General features: G+C 40.9%; 15 protein-coding genes. 4 read left to right on the top strand and 11 right to left on the bottom strand.

What is annotated here, in order from left to right:
* Positions 1 to 39 precede the first annotated feature (39 nt).
* The 5 genes from menE to SKA34_RS15200 form a co-directional block, all read right to left on the bottom strand.
* Positions 40 to 1476 (bottom strand): o-succinylbenzoate--CoA ligase, encoded by a 1437-nt coding sequence (gene menE / locus SKA34_RS15220; protein ID WP_006646422.1) that lies wholly within the window; start codon positions 1474 to 1476, stop codon positions 40 to 42.
* Positions 1464 to 2438, bottom strand: coding sequence for an o-succinylbenzoate synthase (gene menC / locus SKA34_RS15215; protein WP_006646421.1), 975 nt, complete (start codon positions 2436 to 2438; stop codon positions 1464 to 1466). The genes menE and menC overlap by 13 nt, the downstream gene beginning before the upstream one ends.
* Before the next feature lie 89 nt (positions 2439 to 2527).
* Positions 2528 to 3337 (bottom strand): 2-succinyl-6-hydroxy-2,4-cyclohexadiene-1-carboxylate synthase, encoded by an 810-nt coding sequence (menH, locus tag SKA34_RS15210; RefSeq protein ID WP_006646420.1) that lies wholly within the window; start codon positions 3335 to 3337, stop codon positions 2528 to 2530.
* Positions 3321 to 5048: a 2-succinyl-5-enolpyruvyl-6-hydroxy-3-cyclohexene-1-carboxylic-acid synthase gene (gene menD, locus SKA34_RS15205; RefSeq protein WP_006646419.1), complete on the bottom strand. Its 1728-nt coding sequence runs from the start codon at positions 5046 to 5048 to the stop codon at positions 3321 to 3323. The genes menH and menD overlap by 17 nt, the downstream gene beginning before the upstream one ends.
* Positions 5039 to 6376, bottom strand: a complete 1338-nt coding sequence (locus SKA34_RS15200; protein ID WP_039860699.1) for an isochorismate synthase — start codon at positions 6374 to 6376, stop codon at positions 5039 to 5041. Before SKA34_RS15200 ends, menD begins: the two co-directional genes overlap by 10 nt.
* A gap of 393 nt (positions 6377 to 6769) precedes the next feature.
* Between SKA34_RS15200 and SKA34_RS15195 the strand changes: the two genes are divergently transcribed.
* From SKA34_RS15195 to SKA34_RS15185, 3 genes are all read left to right on the top strand, one after another.
* On the top strand, positions 6770 to 7984 hold the full coding sequence (locus SKA34_RS15195; protein ID WP_006646417.1) for a pyridoxal phosphate-dependent aminotransferase: 1215 nt from the start codon (positions 6770 to 6772) through the stop codon (positions 7982 to 7984).
* Between the two features lie 147 nt (positions 7985 to 8131).
* Positions 8132 to 8716, top strand: coding sequence for a 5'-deoxynucleotidase (gene yfbR, locus SKA34_RS15190; protein ID WP_006646416.1), 585 nt, complete (start codon positions 8132 to 8134; stop codon positions 8714 to 8716).
* The gene (locus tag SKA34_RS15185) at positions 8716 to 10083 is read left to right on the top strand and encodes an anti-phage deoxyguanosine triphosphatase (RefSeq protein WP_006646415.1); all 1368 of its coding nucleotides are present in this window, start codon (positions 8716 to 8718) and stop codon (positions 10081 to 10083) included. Before yfbR ends, SKA34_RS15185 begins: the two co-directional genes overlap by 1 nt.
* A 54-nt stretch (positions 10084 to 10137) precedes the next feature.
* Here the strand turns inward: SKA34_RS15185 and SKA34_RS15180 are convergent, their stop codons facing one another.
* Positions 10138 to 10749: a tRNA-uridine aminocarboxypropyltransferase gene (locus tag SKA34_RS15180; RefSeq protein WP_006646414.1), complete on the bottom strand. Its 612-nt coding sequence runs from the start codon at positions 10747 to 10749 to the stop codon at positions 10138 to 10140.
* Positions 10750 to 10759: 10 nt separating this feature from the next.
* On the opposite strand from SKA34_RS15180, the gene rrtA reads away from it, so the two are divergent.
* On the top strand, positions 10760 to 11332 hold the full coding sequence (rrtA, locus tag SKA34_RS15175; protein WP_232284283.1) for a rhombosortase: 573 nt from the start codon (positions 10760 to 10762) through the stop codon (positions 11330 to 11332).
* A 44-nt stretch (positions 11333 to 11376) separates the two neighbouring features.
* Here rrtA and SKA34_RS15170 read toward each other — a convergent pair whose 3' ends face one another.
* The 5 genes from SKA34_RS15170 to clpX all read right to left on the bottom strand — a co-directional run bounded on the left by SKA34_RS15170 (position 11377) and on the right by clpX (position 18428).
* The gene (locus tag SKA34_RS15170) at positions 11377 to 11670 is read right to left on the bottom strand and encodes a ComEA family DNA-binding protein (RefSeq protein ID WP_006646412.1); all 294 of its coding nucleotides are present in this window, start codon (positions 11668 to 11670) and stop codon (positions 11377 to 11379) included.
* A gap of 138 nt (positions 11671 to 11808) precedes the next feature.
* Entirely contained in the window at positions 11809 to 13701 is a 1893-nt protein-coding gene (ppiD, locus tag SKA34_RS15165; protein WP_006646411.1) for a peptidylprolyl isomerase, read from the bottom strand.
* Between the two features lie 399 nt (positions 13702 to 14100).
* Positions 14101 to 14373, bottom strand: a complete 273-nt coding sequence (locus tag SKA34_RS15160; RefSeq protein WP_005369098.1) for an HU family DNA-binding protein — start codon at positions 14371 to 14373, stop codon at positions 14101 to 14103.
* 218 nt (positions 14374 to 14591) lie between these two features.
* Complete coding sequence (lon, locus tag SKA34_RS15155; RefSeq protein ID WP_006646410.1) at positions 14592 to 16955, bottom strand: endopeptidase La; 2364 nt, start codon at positions 16953 to 16955, stop codon at positions 14592 to 14594.
* A 192-nt stretch (positions 16956 to 17147) separates the two neighbouring features.
* Entirely contained in the window at positions 17148 to 18428 is a 1281-nt protein-coding gene (gene clpX / locus SKA34_RS15150) for an ATP-dependent protease ATP-binding subunit ClpX (RefSeq protein ID WP_006646409.1), read from the bottom strand.
* Between the last annotated feature and the right edge of the window lie 74 nt (positions 18429 to 18502).

The raw sequence follows: 18502 nt of genomic DNA, 5'->3' as shown, positions 1-18502 counted from the left end.
ATTAAAAAGGTGAAGCTAGATATTAGCTTCGCCTTTTTATTATTGCTTAGATAACCAGTTGGCTAACTTCGTCCGAGAGAGTTTTATCCCTTGATAAATATCGCCATCAGGTAAAGCGAGATAACGAATTGGACGCTTAAACGCAGCCACTTTATCTGCCATATAAGTCATCACATGATCAATAAATAACGCATCCAGCGGGCAAGTTGTTTTCACAATAGCAACCGGTCGTTGACCAAAGTCATAATCATCAATGGGTAAAACAACAGCTTGTTCTATCTCTGGATACTGTAACAGTACCGCTTCAATATCTTCTGGTTGAACATTCTCTCCACCAGAAATAAACATGTTATCTGCGCGACCATGAATAAATAGCTCATCATCGTGCCACTCCCCCATGTCTTTGGTTGCAAACCATTCCCCATCGTGCCCATGGTTATCTAAAATAGAAAAAATAGTATGGTTACGGTAATACCCCAAGCACAAGCTTTTACCTCGAACTAAGATCTCACCATCACGTAAAAGTAATTCTCTATTTGGTAATACGTTACCGACACCACGACTACCATTGGCTTGTTTAGCCGATATTGTTGATGCCATTTCCGTCATGCCGTAACCACACCAACAGCCAATACCAGCACTGTGCGCTTTATTAGTGAGAGTAACAGGGATATGTGCGCCACCTAATAACACTTGTTTTAGCATCATCGATGATGGTGTTGCAGTATTATCAATACTATCGAGTAAACGTTGTAATTGAGTAGGTATTAATGATGCGTGAGTCACCCAATGCAATGCTTGCTGCTGCTGCGCTTTATCGACAATGACTAAGCATGCTCCACGATATAACCAGCGCCATACAATCGCTACCCCCGAAATGTGGAATAACGGTAATGACAATAACCAACTATCTTCTGCTGTGAATGTCATTTGACTTAGCAAGCCAGAAGCACTGGCTAAATGTGACTCGGCATTATGAACCACAGCCTTGGGTACACCCGATGAACCTGATGTTAGTGTCAGTGTCATTGGGCGATGCTCTTGCCATGTCACAGGCACCATACGTGCGATAGTGGGTAATTGCAGAACAATATTTTGCCCAGTTAGCGATGTTATATCGTGTTCAGTATCCGACCAAATATAGTCATTATCGAGTATCACTAGCTGTTGCTGCAATTCAGAAGAAGACAATTTCGGGTTTAACCCTACATAGCGTGCCCCCACTCGAAAAATAGCTAGCATCAACCATAATACTTGAATCGAATTATCAGCGATTACAGCCACAAGTTGATCACGCTTAACGCCCTGCTCTACTAGACCTTGTGCGTAATCATCAACGTTTGAGGAGACATCAGCCCACGTGTACGTTTGTGCATTATGCTCTTTATCACCTAAAGAGATGGCGATATCTGATGGACGCTCTGCAGCCCATCGCTGCCAAGGCCATGTTAGAAAATCGTGTTTTATTTCTGCCATACTAGGTCTAACTCTGCTAAAGAGATCATTGGAAGCTCACTATCCGGCCAAGGTGTCACCAATTGTGCTTTAAACAACTGCATGGTATCTAGACCGGGGATAACATTGGGTGTTTGCCACTGGGCGAAACGTGCTAACTGATTTAACCCTAGGCTTGATTCTAAACTTGAACTAATCACTGCCGTTAGCCCTGCCGCTTGAGCTTGCTCCACCAGCTCAATACAACGGGCTAAACTACCGGTTAGTGTGGGCTTGATAATAATTGCAGCAACACCTGGCTGTGCTTTTACTTCAAAATGAGGATCGCGGACAGTTTCATCCCAAGCAATATTAATACCTGTTTGCTCTGCAAAAATCAGGCTATCTTGAGGATCAATACAAGGCTCTTCTAAAAACGCGATCCCTTGCCGATTTTCAGGCTTCACATATTTAGCAAATTGTTGTGCTTTAAGCGGTGTCCACTTACGGTTTGCATCTAAACGTAACTGAATCTCTGGTATCGCTTCAATAAACATATTAGCAACAATACCATCACGCACCGCTTCATACATACCGACTTTGATTTTAGCGACTTTATCGCCATTTTCGGTATTCAAACGTTCAATTAACTCGTCAGGATCACCTGAGCATAACGGTGCTACCGCATAGTTAGCACTAAGAGGCAACTCTCCCGCTAACTCTGCCATTGCACAACTAAAACCAAAGGCAACAGAAGGATAAGCATCGCTTATATGTATGTCTTGCCCGTCAAGCCAAAGTTCAAGTAGTTCTTTTGTTTGCTCTAACGCTTGCTCTAGTGTTTCATTGCTAAACTCAGGCAGTGGCGCTATTTCACCTAGACCAACTTTGTCACCTTGAATAAGTTCGACAACCAAACCTTCACGCGTTACTAAACGTTGATCACGTAAAATGACACCGGAATCCATAGGTAACTGATATCGATATAACTTAACACTGCGCATTCTTGATAACCTTTAATTAATACCAGAGCATAAAACACGTTAAACCTTAGTCTAACGGCATATTAAATCACTTTAATTACAATGGCTCGTTACAACTTTTGAATAAAAGCAGATAAGGCAGATGTAAATGCATGTGGTTGTTCAACATGAATATTATGCCCAGCGTCAGGGATCACTTCTACGCTTAGCTCTGATTGCATAGCGATCTGACGAAATTTTGCATCATATTCACCACAAACATAACGAACAGGTAATTTTAAGTTTTGTAGCGGTGTGAGTAATAATGGTTGTTTAGATAATGACGTTGCTAGCAACATATTCGCGACACCTTGCCCAAGGTTATCACTACGTTTAGCGACTAAGCTTTGTCTTTGGTCATGGTTCAGTGATGAAAAAACAGATTGTTGATACCAATCATTCAGCACTGATATAAGAGATTGTTGAGAAAAACGTGCAGCCCATGCTTTATCATTATCAAGACGTGCCGCACGGTCTGAGAACAACAATCCAAAATGCCCACCTTCTAAAAAGATACCTTGCAACCTTGGCTGGCGCTTAGTGGTACCCCCATTTTCTAATTGCGTAGCCAGATACATAGCAAGTCGCGCACCTAACGAATACCCCACTAGCACGAAACGCTGAATACCACGGTGTTCCAACGTTTTTAGTATCGCCTGATAACTCTGCTTAAAGCCAATATCAGAGTCATCTAGTGGAATAGATACTGACGCACTAAAACCGTGCCCAGGCAGATCGATAGTTACACAATAATAGTTATGCATTAATGCTGAAGTAATTAATCGCCAATCACGCCCTGAGCCTAATAGCCCATGAAGAAAAACAATCACGGGTTGGCTTGCTTGCGGGCGTTTTCCAAATACTTCAGAGTAAAGACGCACGTTTTACCTCAGAAAAGATCTCTTTTAACATCTGCCCAGCTTCTCCAGTAGGCGTTTTAATTTCGATGATCGTTGTCTGGTTAACTTGTTGAGCATTCACTACTGTAGTTTGGGCTTCAGCTATTGTTGTTGGGCTTTGATAATTCAATTCAAACATGGCTGCAGCATGGCTAAATTCAAAACCATGAGGCATACGATAAAAATCATCTTTTTGCTGCTCTGGTACTGGTAACATATCAAAAATACCGCCACCATCATTATTCGTAACAACCATGACCATAGGTAATGCAGTTTGTTTTAATAATGCGAGAGAATTGAGATCGTATAAAAATGACGTATCACCCAATAGCATCACTAATGGTGCTTTTCTAGCGCGTTGCACACCAGCAGCTGTTGCTATTAATCCATCAATACCTGATGCACCACGGTTGGTAAATGTCGCCGTTGTTGGTAAATCACCAAACATATCTAGCAGTCGAACAATCATACTATTACCGAGGAACAACTCAGAATCAGGTACTAGCCAATCTCTCAATAATGCTGCTAATGAGATTTCAGATAAATCGTCACAATGCCGATTCGCTATCTCACGATAACGCTTAGACGCGCCCACTAGAGGTAATGCCCATCCACTATGTGATGATGTTTTTTCATCAAGAAGCGCTGCACAGGTCCACGCGCTCACATTCGCTTGGATACGAAAACCAGAATGATGATGAGGGTCTAGACGTCCTTGTTGTGGATCGATTAACCAATAATCATCCCACGGCTGATCGCCAATAAACTGTAATAAACGTTTAGAAACAATCCGTGCACTAAATTGCAGTAACACTTGTGCTTGAGACAAAACGTCAGCACAGGCTGGATTTTGTAACCAACCATCAAACCCCGCATATTCGCTGGAGCCTCCAGCTTGGGGATCGACCAATAACGGCCAGCCTAATCGGGCTGCTAACGTTTTTACATCAGCAAGTTCATTAATCGCTAACTTACCCGCAACGATTAAGCCTTTTTTGTTGCACAACTGCTGCCATTGCACTGAATCAATGACGATATCAGTGCTGGTCGCTTGTTGATGTTGGCAATACGGTAATACCGTTGCCTGCCACTTTTTAACCGATGCTAGATAGGTCGAAAAATCTACCGTCTCACCATATAACGGCTCAGGGTAATGGCAATTAAAATGGATTGCACCGCCGCGTAACTGTTGTTGATGTATTAACTCATCAACCACACCTAACAACCAATTAGGGGAGATATCAAGTGTAGGGGCTGGTAGATCAACAAACTCTGTTACATGCAGTGAAAAAATACCATGCTGACGTATGGCTTGATTCGCGCCACATTGCAATAATTCAACCGGGCGATCTGAGGTTAACAGCACTAATTTTTCTTTTGTTAACCCAGATTCAGCAACAGCAGGTAATAAATTAGCGACCGCTGTACCTGATGTCACAATCACCGCGACGGGTGTTTGCGATGCTTTGGCTAAACCTAATGCGAGAAAGCCTAAACCGCGTTCATCAAAATGAGTGTGAATAGTCAGTTCTGACTGTTTTGCTGCCGCTAACGTCAACGGTGTTGAACGAGAACCAGGTGCAATACAAACATGCTGAACACCTTGTCGAACTAATTCTTCAAGTATCAGCTCTGCCCAACAGCTATTTAATGCAGCCCTATAAGCAAGACTATTCGATAAGGTTAATTGCATGATGCGCTTTTATACCCCATTTCAGCAGCTAACGAACGATCTGTCTCTTGCTCAAATAAACTACAGAGTGTTGATGTCTTTCGATCAAGCTCTTTCCATTCACTTTCTGCAACTGAGCCCGGTACAATACCTGCTCCTGCAAATAAATGGACTTCACCTTCAATGATTAATGCACTACGAATAGCCACACAAAACTCACTATGGTGCTGGCTAATATAACCCATCGCACCACTATACCAACCGCGAGCAAAAGGTTCGTTTTCAGCTATAAAATGAAGAGCAGGATCACGAGGTAATCCAGCAATCGCAGCCGTTGGTTGTAAGTTATCTAATAAATCCGCACTAAAAACGCCACTATTTAACTCAGCATCAATGCTTCGCTTTAAGTGTTGGACTTTACGTAGTTGAACTAATTCTGGGGTTTGAGACACATTCATCGATTGGCTACAAGGCACTAATCGATTAACAATATCATCAACCACTAAACGATTTTCATAGCGGTTTTTATTATCAGACAATAGCCATTGTGCTAATTGCTGATCTTCAACATCATCTTTACCACGGCCAATCGTACCCGCTAATGCTTCTGTTTGAATGGCATGTTCATGACGTTGAAATAACCGTTCAGGCGTTGAACCCATAAATCCATGCTTTTCATCAAGCGCCATTAAAAAGTGAAAACTATTACTATTATTAGCACAGCTAGCTTTCAGTAATTGGGCGGGTGATACAGGTTTATCTAGCTGTAACGTTGTTCGTCGAGCAAGCACTACTTTTTCAAATTCTTTATTTTCAATCGCATCTAATGCTCGTATCAGCATATTTGACCAACCAGTAAAATCCGGCGTATTACTGCGATTTAAAATTTTACTGTGAATACCACTGATCAACGATGTATCAAACATCAATTGTTGTAATGCAGTCACAATACGTGCACGATCTTCACCAACATTAACCGCAATGTGCCATTCATTATCCAGACGACTCAATTCAAGCAGCGGTAGAAAGAAAAAAGAAGATAGGCAACGTTTATTTCGCTCTGTTCTTCCATCAAAAGATCGCCCGCCCCAAATTCGCTGCTCATTAGAAATCACTTTTTCAGCAGCTTTAGGATCAGTAAATGTTTTTATTTGGCCTAGCGCGACAACCTCTTCTCGGCAATTACGTGATTGCCAATAGAGTTTAGGATACAAAGTTTGTGTATCCATCCAATCAATGAGGTCGATATGTTTTGGTAAATCTAATTTAACCAATATACGCTGGGTTGTTGCAGATGCTTGCTCTAATTTAGCAATTAATCGTTTAACGGCTTGTTGTAACGCAGTCAAGATAACCTCGCTCAGCTCTATTACACCAATACGGCTCATCCCTGGCTGAAAGATACATATGTCACTCTCTTCGACATATTTTCTTTACTAAGAATAGACACTTATTCCCTAAAAGAGAGAGAATTACTACTAATTCTATTAATAAAGAAGAATGATGCATTATTCTACCTCACAAGGAAGCATCTGACTAATGAAGTAACACAATTGTATTACTTACCTAACTAGCAGAAACCTCTATTCAACTTTGCTTATTCTAGCTAAACACGCCTTTTTCATTCTGCCAAAATAAAATAAAACACTCTTTTACATAATTATCTTCTAAAAGGTGTTCCTATCTCCCTCTTTTATAGTGTAATTTGTGGTTATACCTAATAATCATCAGGAAAGCCTCATATGCAAAAATTCGGGATGTCATCCAAGCTTAATAATGTTTGCTATGACATACGTGGTCCCGTTCTGAAACACGCTAAGCGTATGGAAGAAGAAGGACAAAAAATACTCAAACTAAACATCGGTAATCCAGCGCCGTTTGGTTTTGATGCCCCTGATGAAATTCTTGTGGATGTGATCCGTAATCTACCAACATCCCAAGGTTACTGTGATTCAAAAGGTATTTATTCTGCGCGTAAAGCCGTTGTTCAACACTACCAAAAGCGCGGCTTACTTGATCTTGATGTCGAAGACGTTTATATCGGTAACGGTGTCTCTGAATTAATCGTTATGGCAATGCAAGCACTGCTAAACCATAAAGATGAAATATTGGTCCCATCACCTGATTACCCATTATGGACTGCAGCGGTCTCATTATCTGGTGGTACCCCCGTTCACTACACGTGTGATGAGCAATCAGATTGGTATCCAGACCTTGATGATATAAAGAAAAAAATCACGCCAAACACTCGCGGTATTGTATTAATCAATCCGAATAACCCGACGGGTGCGGTATATAGCCGAGATTTTCTGATCGAAGTGGTTGAAGTTGCACGTCAGCACGATTTGATTATTTTCGCCGATGAAATCTACGATAAAATTCTTTACGATGGTGCACAACATACCTCTATTGCCCCATTAGCAGAAGATGTGGTTTGTGTAACATTCAATGGCCTTTCAAAATCATATCGAGTATGTGGTTTCCGTGCAGGCTGGATGATCATTTCAGGACCAAGACACCGCGCTAAAGGTTACATCGAAGGGTTAGAAATGCTGTCATCAATGCGTTTGTGTGCCAACGTACCTATGCAGCATGCCATTCAAACCGCATTAGGTGGTTACCAAAGTATTAATGAATTAATCTTGCCGGGTGGACGCCTGCTAGAACAGCGCAATAAAGCTTATGATCTATTAACCCAAATCCCTGGCGTTTCTTGTGTTAAGCCAAAAGGCGCGTTGTACCTATTCCCTAAATTAGATCAGAAGAAGTTTAATATTCAAGACGATCAAAAAATGGCAATGGACTTTTTACTACAAGAGAAAGTGCTTGTTGTACATGGAACCGGATTTAACTGGAAACAACCAGATCACTTCCGCATTGTAACCTTACCCCATGTCGATGATCTTGAACTAGCAATGGGACGCTTAGAGCGCTTCTTACATAGCTATCGCCAATAGCCCTTGCAAACAATTCTTAAGCCTCGGTAAGCCGGGGCTTTTTATTAAGTAAAAACTGTCAATATTTCCCTAACTTCTGTTACCTTTAGTTCATAACGTCTATAGATGCTGCTGATCAGCACATTTAGTTTAAGAGAATTGAACATCATGGAAAAAAGTCATTTCTTCGCCCACCTTGCTCGTATGCGTTTAATTCAACGCTGGCCATTAATGCGAAGTGTCGAAGCTGAAAATATCTCCGAGCACAGCCTTCAAGTTGCTTTTGTCGCTCACGCACTTGCGTTAATTAAAAATCGTAAATTTGGTGGGAACCTAAACCCTGAACGTATTGCGCTTCAAGGCATGTTCCACGATGTCAGTGAAGTACTCACAGGTGATATGCCAACCCCTATAAAATACTACAACCCTGCGATTGCTGAAGAATATAAGAAGATTGAATTAGCGGCAGAGAAACGACTTATTACTATGCTTCCTGAAGAATTTCAGGATGATTATGCCTCTCTACTTGATAGCCATAAAATTGATGCTGAGAATGCAGCTATTGTTAAGCAAGCCGATACATTATGCGCTTATATAAAATGCCTTGAAGAGCTCAGTGCGGGGAATCATGAATTTACTCGTGCGAAGAAAAGATTGGAAGAAACCCTTGAGCAGCGAAAAACACCTGAGATGACCTATTTTCTTGAGACATTTGCTGATAGCTTTAATCTTACTTTGGACGATATTAGTTAATGACAGAATTTACTATCTCACCAGCATGGGAAGAACGCTTTTATAACGAGCAAAAAATGCGTCGTGATGATCATCGTTCTGCTTTTCAGCGCGATCGAGCCCGAATTCTTCACTCTGCCGCCTTTCGTCGTTTACAAGCAAAAACTCAAGTACATGGCGCTGGTAATCACGACTTCTATCGGACTCGACTCACCCACTCGCTAGAAGCATCACAAATCGGTACAGGGATCGTTGCGCAACTCAAATTAAAGCAACCAGAATTTAAATCATTACTCCCTTCAACAAGTTTAATGGAAAGTTTGTGTTTAGCGCATGATATCGGTCACCCACCATTTGGTCATGGTGGTGAAGTCGCCTTAAATTACATGATGCGAAATCATGGCGGCTTTGAAGGGAATGCACAAACTTTTCGAATCGTAACCTTACTCGAACCTTATACCGAAGGGTATGGTATGAACCTCGCCAGACGTACCTTGCTTGGTTTACTAAAATATCCAGCTCTACTCAGTGAAACTACCGCTCCAGAGCGCGCACCTGATGTCGTGAACTTTCGTCACCTTAAAGCAAAAGACTGGTATCCAGCTAAAGGCTTATATGTGGATGATAAAGAGGTCTTTGACTGGGTGTTAAGCCCGTTATCAGACAAAGATAAAGCTCTCTTTGCGCAAATGCGGTGTGAGCGTTTATCGCCACGAGAACCCTGTAAGACACGTTTTAAATCATTAGATTGTTCAATCATGGAATTAGCTGATGACATTGCATACGGTGTCCATGACTTAGAAGATGCCATCGTGATGGGAATTGTGACACGCGATGATTGGCAAGAAGCTGTTGCCTCAAAAATAGCAGAATGTGGTGATCCATGGTTAGAAGAACGTATTAGTGATATCAGTGAGCTGATGTTTGCTAGCCATCATCAGCGCAAAGATGCCATTGGAGCGCTGGTCAATGGTTTACTCACCTCTATAACCATTAGTCCTACGATTCAAAACGGTACTGATTTTTTTGATGAGCCATTATTACAATGGAATGCATTTTTATCCGAGCCGATGGAGCGCGCTTTAGAAGTGCTTAAACAGTTCGTAAGTATCTATGTGGTAAAAAAACCTGAGATACAACTGTCGGAATATAAAGGGCAACAATTGATCATGGAACTCTTTGAAGCTTTTGCTTCTGATCCAGAAAGATTGTTACCAGATAATACTCGCTTACGGTGGTTAGAAGCTAAAGAGCAAGGAGATAACGAGCTTAGGATCATCGCCGATTACATTTCAGGGATGACGGATGGGTTCTCTCAACGTCTCTATAGCACATTATTCTTACCTACCTCTGAAACAGGTATAAGTAATAATGGCTATGGTTTTTAATCAATAAGCTTTATTTTACACCAAAGGGCTCACATACTCCCTTTGGTGTTCCAACTAACCTTTATAATTTTTATCAAATACGCCAGGCGGCATTTGTTGAATTTGAAAATTAATCATATTTTCAAACGCATCAAGTAATGGCTGAAGATTTATAGATGTTGGCTCTAACACTGATAATGCTAAATACCCCGCCTCAACCGTTGATACCCCCTGATCTTTTGGCGATTTTCGAATACGATAATTTCCGGTCTCTACATTGTCTAAATGGACTAACGGTAAGTGATGTAAATTGGTCGATAGTTGCCACATTTTATAGGCTTTCTTCCAAGTCCCATCAAGTAAAATAATCACGTTTTTTCGAGACGGTTTAGCATGTTCTACAATATCAGACAGTGCTGTCGCACGCTCACCTGGATAAACCACATAAATATCACTTTCTGGGTCAGCTAAAGCTGCATTTAACTCCTCATGCTTCGAAAAATCTTCACCTACCCAAAGTCGGCTATTGGGTAAAGAAAGTGATAGTATTCTTGCAGTGCCAATTGCTCGTTTAACTTCTGATGGATGTTGCAAAATCCATAACTCAGTTTGAGTTGCAATAGGTTTTATCCAGTGGCAGATGCAGGCTTTGTTTGCTTTACCACAGTTATCACAGTACCGACTCATTGAGGTTGCCTTGTCTATTCGAAATTATATTGTTATTGCTATAATCATGATGGTTATAGCTCAATTACCACAATGTCAGCCATTATTAGTTTGGGATCGCCAAGATATTATTAATGGTGAACTATGGCGGATCCTATCAGGAAATATTACACATACCAATTGGGTCCATCTTGCAATGAATGCTAGTGCCTTTGCAATCATTAGCTATATTTTCCGTGCCCATTTTCATGCTAAGTCTTATAGCTTATTGATCTTAATTTTATCATTCACTATAGGTATTGGGCTATTTGCTACGAATATTACTTGGTATGCTGGATTTTCAGGTGTATTACATGGCATCTTTGCTTGGGGTTGTATTCGTGATATACAATCAAAAACTCGGGGGGGATGGCTCTTACTCCTAGCACTTATCATTAAGATATGTTGGGAACAATACTTTGGTGGCTCTGTAAGTTCTGAAGAATTGATAGGAGTACGTGTAGCAACTGAGGCCCATTTTATTGGCGCAATCACAGGCATACTTTATGCCTTACTTATCAAGCAAAAAATCAACTCTCAAGTTGAAGATCACCGATTTAAATGACTCTCATAATACGGGAGCACGGTCGCTCCCGTTAAAGTTAATAATTACAGTTCAATACGTTTTCTATTCTTATCAACAGTCGCCTCACCGATCCCTTTAACTTTAGTTAAATCATCAACGCTCGCAAATTTACCATTCACTTTTCGATAATTAATAATCGCTTGTGCTTTCTCAGCACCTATACCGATTAGTAATGTATCCAATTGCTCAACATTAGCTGTATTAATATTAATTTTGATATCAATACCTTCATGCATATTGTCAGCAGCGTGACTTAAAGGGACGAGTGCTAATCCACCAACGAGTGTAATGGCTTTAAACAAGCGATATGCGTACATCTTTTTATCCTTTCTTGATATGAATGTTTGAAAAGGATAAAAAGAAAATAAGGACTATGAGGATATTATTTAAAAATAAAAGATAAAAAAACGACGGGCCGCACAATGGCGGCCCGTTAATAGAAATGTAAATTTCAATTAATTTGCTGGCTTGTCCAACATTGGGTAAGTCACTTTCGCTGACTCACGTAATGTCTGAAGCGTTGCTGATAGATCTTGTTGAGCAAACATATTCTCAACTTGAGTTGCAAACTGAGTATCAACATCACTTTTCGATGTCGTAACATTCACAACTTTATCTAAAGCAATGATTTCAACATTACCCTTGTTATCACGTGACATACCATAAGACACTTTACCGTCTTTTGGTTTAGGTAATGTGAACGCAACACGTGCTACATTAGCATCAGGACCTGAACGTGTTATGGTTTGATCGCCAGAGAAGCTTAGACCATCTTTTGCAATAACATCTGACTTACCGTCACGTAATGCCGCAATAATTGAATCAGCCTTCTCAGTTGCTTGCTTCTCACCTTTTTGTTGAGCAAGCAGTGTTTTCACTTTTGCTTCAACATCAGTAAATGGCAGCACTGATTCAGAACGTGCATCATCAACACGAACAACTACTACATGCTCAGGTGCAATCTCAATTACATCAGAGTTCATACCGTCATCATGAACCTCTGGGCTTTGTAATGCTTCTTGCACTTTCTTATCACTTAACACGCCTTTCTCATCTTGTAATGAGATAAAGCCTGTTTTGATAATCTTCGCCTTTACAGCTTCTGCTGCATCATCTAGAGAATCAGGTGATTCAAATGCCGTTTCTGCTAGCTTGCTTTGTAGCTTATAGAATTGCTCCGCTACTTGCTGCTCTTGAAGTTCAGCAACAATGCTCGCTTTCACATCAGCAAAAGGTTTAACCTTTGGCTCTTCAATACCATCAAGTAAAATAATGTGGTAACCAAAAGAAGACTTCACAAGGCCAGACATATCACCTGGTTTTGCTAATGAGAAAGCTGCTTCTTCAAACGCAGGATCCATCACGCCTTTACCAAACCAATCAAGCTTACCGCCATCTTTGGCACTGAAAGTATCATCTGATGATTTCTTCGCAACATCAGCAAAATTAGCCCCACCTTTCAATTCAGCCAGTAATGCTTCCGCTTTTGCTTTAGAAGTATCGCTGTCGCCTTTTACTAAGATATGGCTAACTTGAATCTTTTCAGCAGTGCTGTATTTGCTCTTATGTTCGTTGTAATACGCTTCAGTTTCTTTATCAGTGATCTTAATATTGTTCACTAGATTTTTATCTGAAAGTTCAATGTAAGACACTTTTACTTGAGCTGGGCGCGTAAACTGCGTTTTATTCTTATCATAATAAGCTTTAGCTTCTTTATCCGTTACCGTTACTTTGTCGGTAAAGTCTGCAAGATTCAACTTCAAAGTACGAACAACACGCTCTTGTGATTCAAGCTTACGAAGTTCATTTAATTCATTATTAAGTGCGAAATCACTGCCTTCTAATGCGCTTAAGAATTGTTGACGTAGCATGTCTTTACGGATTGACTCTGCAAATTGCTCAGGAGAAAATCCAGCACGACGTAACGTTAAATTATATTGTTCATTATTGAACACACCATCAACTTGGAAAGCTGGCATTGCAACAATGGCTTGCTTAACTTGAGCATCGCTCACGCCAAGACCAAGCTCTGTCGCGCGTTGCTCAATCAACTCATCATTAACCATACGCTCAAGCACGCTATTACGGAATTGCTGTACGTAAGCAGGATCACCCATTAGTTTTGAGAAGTAATCACCTAAACGTTGCTGCATTTGATTACGTTGATTTTGATAAGCCTGCTCGAATGCACGCTGACTAATTTCTTTATCATTAACTTTTGCTGCAACTTGCTCATTACCGCCAGCCAGATAACTGCCGACACCAGCAAATACAAAAGAAAAAATAATTAAGCTAAGAATAATCTTAACCCAGATGCTGTTAGCGCCTTCGCGCAATCGCTCCATCATAATTTGCCGTCTCTCCTACTTGTTCGATCTGGCACGGTTTCGAACTACAAATGTGTGCAAAAAATATCGGTATCAACGTGATAGCTGTACCTTCAATATTATTAAGCCGTTACTGACTAAAACGTAAATAACCTGTTGTATTAGCTTTTAAACTAAAGATAGCACTAACACAATAAGCCACAAAGCGCATAGCATAATAACTTGATACCGATTTGACTAATGAAATGTTCTTTGCTCTGGTTAAAAAGAATAAATCCCTAGTCAAATAGGCATCATTATAAAGTAAAAAAAGCGCATCAACCGATGCGCCTTTGTTGTACTGGATCAGTATACCCTTTCCAGTAGCAATATTTAAGCCATGATAACATGACAAAACAGTCAGAAAAAACCGACTATTTCTTAGTTAACAGAGTCTTTTAGCGCTTTACCCGGCTTAAAACCAGGTACTTTCGCAGCTGCAATTTGAATTTCTGCACCTGTCTGTGGGTTACGGCCAGTACGAGCTGCACGTTCACGTACAGAGAAAGTACCAAAACCAACCAATGCAACTTGCTCACCGTCTTTCAATGTATCTGACACAGCTTCAATGAATGCGTCTAAAGCACGACCCGCTGATGCTTTTGAAATGTCAGCGCTTTCTGCGATTTTATCTACTAGTTGAGTTTTGTTCACGATTAAATCCCCTTAATGAACTTGCCTACCCGTACTCGTCACTGAGACGCTGTAAATAGTAGACAATAAATTGTTTCTAGACCTGATTGTATTGATAGAAACTTAACAGGTCTTAATAATACATCGCTTAGCGCGGATTAGAGTTAACTTATAGCCAGACAAAAAAACGCTGACAAGGACTTTTGTCTTTGAAAGCGTTTTTTATTTAGTTAATTTTGCTACAGGTCACTATTTTGAGCATTTACCAGCTCAATACCTGTCGGATTATTCTGAAGTGCAACAGTTAACACTTCATCAATCCAACGCACTGGACGAACTTCCAAATCGGCGATTACGTTCTCTGGGATCTCTTCCAGATCACGCTCGTTCTCTTTGGGAATAAGCACTGTTTTAATGCCACCGCGGTGTGCTGCTAATAGTTTTTCTTTCAACCCACCGATAGGTAAAACCTCACCACGAAGTGTAATTTCACCTGTCATAGCCACATCGGCACGAACAGGATTACCCGTTAGGCTAGATACAAGTGCTGTACACATTGCAATACCCGCACTTGGGCCATCCTTCGGTGTCGCACCTTCAGGTACGTGAACATGAATATCACGTTTTTCGTAGAAATCAGCTGCAATACCTAAACGCTCAGCACGAGAACGTACCACTGTCATTGCCGCTTGAATCGACTCTTGCATGACATCGCCCAGTGACCCTGTGTAAGTTAACTTACCTTTACCTGGCATAGACTCTGTTTCAATGGTTAATAAATCACCACCAACTTCTGTCCACGCAAGTCCTGTCACTTGACCAATACGATTACTTTCGTCAGCTTTACCGTAGTCGCAACGCTGAACACCTAAGTAATCTTTTAAATTATCTTGGCTGATTTCAACGTGTTTAATGTCTTTATTAAGTAAAATTTCTTTCACTGCTTTACGGCAAAGTTTAGATATTTCACGCTCAAGGCTACGAACACCCGCTTCACGCGTGTAGTAACGAATAATGCCAATAATCGCAGAATCATCTACAGTCAACTCACCCACTTTTAAACCATTACGTTTAACTTGCTTGTCAAGTAAGTGGTTCTTAGCAATGTTTAGCTTTTCATCTTCGGTATAGCCCGATAAACGAATAACTTCCATACGATCAAGCAATGGACCAGGAATGTTCATCGAATTAGATGTAGCGACGAACATCACATCAGATAAATCATAATCAACTTCTAGATAGTGATCATTAAACGCACTATTTTGCTCAGGATCTAATACTTCTAGCAATGCTGACGCTGGATCACCACGCATATCAGATGACATCTTATCAATTTCATCTAATAGGAAAAGTGGATTTTTAACCTCAACTTTAGCCATTTTCTGGATCAATTTACCAGGCATAGAGCCGATGTAAGTACGGCGGTGACCACGGATCTCTGCTTCATCACGCACCCCACCAAGGGCCATACGTACATATTTACGACCAGTAGCTGCCGCAATTGATTGACCTAGAGAAGTTTTACCAACACCAGGAGGACCAACTAAACACAGGATTGGACCTTTTAGCTTGTTTACACGGCTTTGTACTGCGAGATACTCAAGAATGCGTTCTTTCACACGCTCAAGACCGTAGTGATCGGCATTAAGCACTTCTTCGGCTTTTGCAAGGCTCTTCTTCACTTTAGAGCGCTTATACCAAGGCACGCTTAGCATCCAATCAATGTAGCCACGAACAACAGTTGCTTCCGCTGACATTGGCGACATCATTTTTAACTTTTGCAGTTCTTGCTCGGTTTTTTCACGAGCTTCGGCTGGCATTTTAGATTCTTCAATCTTTTTCTTTAACGCTTCAAACTCATCTGGCGCATCATCAAGCTCACCCAATTCTTTTTGGATAGCTTTCATTTGCTCATTTAAGTAATACTCACGTTGAGATTTTTCCATTTGCTTCTTAACGCGTCCACGGATACGTTTTTCAACTTGAAGTAAATCAATCTCTGATTCCATCATTGCCATTAAGAACTCTAAACGTTCTGTAATATCAACGATTTCTAATACTTTCTGCTTATCAGCCAGTTTCAGCGGCATGTGCGCAGCAATGGTATCTGCTAGGCGAGCCGCTTCATCGATACCGTTAAGTGAAGTTAATACTTCAGGCGGGATCTTTTTATTTAACTTGATAAAGCCTTCAAACTGACTGATAGCGGTGCGAACAAGTACTTCCTGTTCACGCTCATCCATTTCAGGTGTAACCAAATATTCAGCATGAGCAGTAAAGAACTCATCATCAGCTAAATCTTCAACTTTGGCACGTTGTTGGCCTTCAACCAATACTTTTACTGTACCGTCAGGTAACTTCAATAGCTGTAAAATAGTGGCAACAGTACCGACATCATAAAGATCAGTGATTGACGGTTCATCTGTCGCTGCTTCTTTTTGGGCAACCAACAGAATCTGCTTATTGTTCTCCATTGCCGATTCTAGGCAACGAATAGATTTTTCCCGTCCCACAAACAATGGAATAACCATATGAGGGTACACCACTACGTCACGTAGTGGCAGAACCGGGATCTCAAGGCGCTCAGAACGCTCCAGGTTCATATTCATCTCTCTTCCTGTCAATACTAATCGTATTAAGTAACTGATTGAGTCACTTACTTAATACGACTAGAAAGTTAGCTTATATTGAGTATATGGGGGTAGAACATGATTATTCAACGAAAGAAGTAACAGAAAATAAAAAAGGAGGCTTATTCCTCCTTTTTTTAGCCTTTATGTGCACTTATTAGACACTTACTCAGCTGCAGCTGCTGGTGTTTCCGTGTTTTCATAAATCAGTAGAGGCTCAGATTCACCTTTAATTACTGACTCATCAATAACAACTTTACTTACACCTTGCTGAGACGGTAACTCATACATAGTATCAAGCAGTACCGCTTCAACAATAGAACGTAGGCCACGAGCACCTGTTTTACGATCCATTGCTTTACGTGCAATAGCAACCAGTGCATCATCACGAAACTCAAGTTCAACATTCTCTAGCTCTAATAACGCTGCATACTGTTTAGTTAGTGCGTTCTTAGGCTCACGAAGGATCTGAACCAGTGCTTCTTCGTCAAGCTCACCTAATGTTGCAGTTACTGGTAGACGACCGATAAACTCCGGAATTAAGCCGTATTTTACAAGATCTTCAGGCTCAACTTTTTCAAACAGATCACTTAACGTATCTGTTTGGTCTTTTGAACGCACTTCTGCGCCAAAGCCAATACCAGTTCCCGTTGCTACACGTTGCTCGACAACTTTATCAAGGCCTGCAAATGCACCACCACAGATAAATAGGATCTTAGAAGTATCAACTTGTAAGAATTCTTGTTGAGGATGCTTACGACCACCTTGTGGTGGCACAGATGCAACAGTACCTTCAATCAACTTCAATAATGCTTGCTGTACACCTTCACCAGATACATCACGAGTAATCGATGGGTTATCTGATTTGCGAGAAATCTTATCGATTTCATCAATGTAAACAATACCACGTTCAGCTTTCGCCACGTCGTAATCACATTTCTGTAGCAATTTCTGGATAATATTTTCTACGTCTTCACCCACATAACCCGCTTCAGTCAGCGTGGTTGCGTCAGCCATCGTAAATGGAACATCTAACATTCGTGCTAGTGTTTCAGCTAATAGCGTTTTACCACTACCAGTAGGGCCGATAAGTAAGATGTTACTCTTACCTAGTTCAACACCTTCACTTGTTGTATCACCATTACGTAGACGTTTGTAGTGATTATATACCGCAACGGCTAGCACTTTTTTCGCATGTGCTTGCCCAATTACGTAATCATCTAGGTTGTTACGAATTTCTTGCGGAGTCGGCAGTTCATCGCCATCGCGTTTAGGCATCACTTCTTTAATTTCTTCGCGAATAATATCGTTGCATAAATCAACGCATTCATCACAAATATAAACAGAAGGGCCTGCAATCAGCTTGCGAACTTCATGCTGACTTTTACCGCAGAAAGAGCAATACAATAGCTTACTGCTACCACTCTCTTTTCGCTTATCTGTCATTCGCTAACCTCTTATTGGGGTATTCCCATCATTGCCTTGTCTTGAGTGTATAACAAGTCGGCTTATTTTGCTGC

The organism is Photobacterium sp. SKA34 (assembly GCF_000153325.1).
In the GTDB taxonomy this organism is placed as follows: Bacteria; Pseudomonadota; Gammaproteobacteria; order Enterobacterales; family Vibrionaceae; genus Photobacterium.
This window is presented reverse-complemented; position numbering and strand designations above follow the sequence as displayed.

What these genes read in the sequence shown, in the direction of transcription:
- menE (WP_006646422.1), bottom strand. Translation starts at nt 1,476, where the DNA reads ATGGCAGAAATAAAACACGATTTTCTAACATGGCCTTGGCAGCGATGG.
- menC (WP_006646421.1), bottom strand. Translation starts at nt 2,438, where the DNA reads ATGCGCAGTGTTAAGTTATATCGATATCAGTTACCTATGGATTCCGGT.
- menD (WP_006646419.1), bottom strand. Translation starts at nt 5,048, where the DNA reads ATGCAATTAACCTTATCGAATAGTCTTGCTTATAGGGCTGCATTAAAT.
- SKA34_RS15195 (WP_006646417.1), top strand. Translation starts at nt 6,770, where the DNA reads ATGCAAAAATTCGGGATGTCATCCAAGCTTAATAATGTTTGCTATGAC.
- yfbR (WP_006646416.1), top strand. Translation starts at nt 8,132, where the DNA reads ATGGAAAAAAGTCATTTCTTCGCCCACCTTGCTCGTATGCGTTTAATT.
- SKA34_RS15185 (WP_006646415.1), top strand. Translation starts at nt 8,716, where the DNA reads ATGACAGAATTTACTATCTCACCAGCATGGGAAGAACGCTTTTATAAC.
- SKA34_RS15180 (WP_006646414.1), bottom strand. Translation starts at nt 10,749, where the DNA reads ATGAGTCGGTACTGTGATAACTGTGGTAAAGCAAACAAAGCCTGCATC.
- SKA34_RS15170 (WP_006646412.1), bottom strand. Translation starts at nt 11,670, where the DNA reads ATGTACGCATATCGCTTGTTTAAAGCCATTACACTCGTTGGTGGATTA.
- ppiD (WP_006646411.1), bottom strand. Translation starts at nt 13,701, where the DNA reads ATGATGGAGCGATTGCGCGAAGGCGCTAACAGCATCTGGGTTAAGATT.
- lon (WP_006646410.1), bottom strand. Translation starts at nt 16,955, where the DNA reads ATGAACCTGGAGCGTTCTGAGCGCCTTGAGATCCCGGTTCTGCCACTA.
- clpX (WP_006646409.1), bottom strand. Translation starts at nt 18,428, where the DNA reads ATGACAGATAAGCGAAAAGAGAGTGGTAGCAGTAAGCTATTGTATTGC.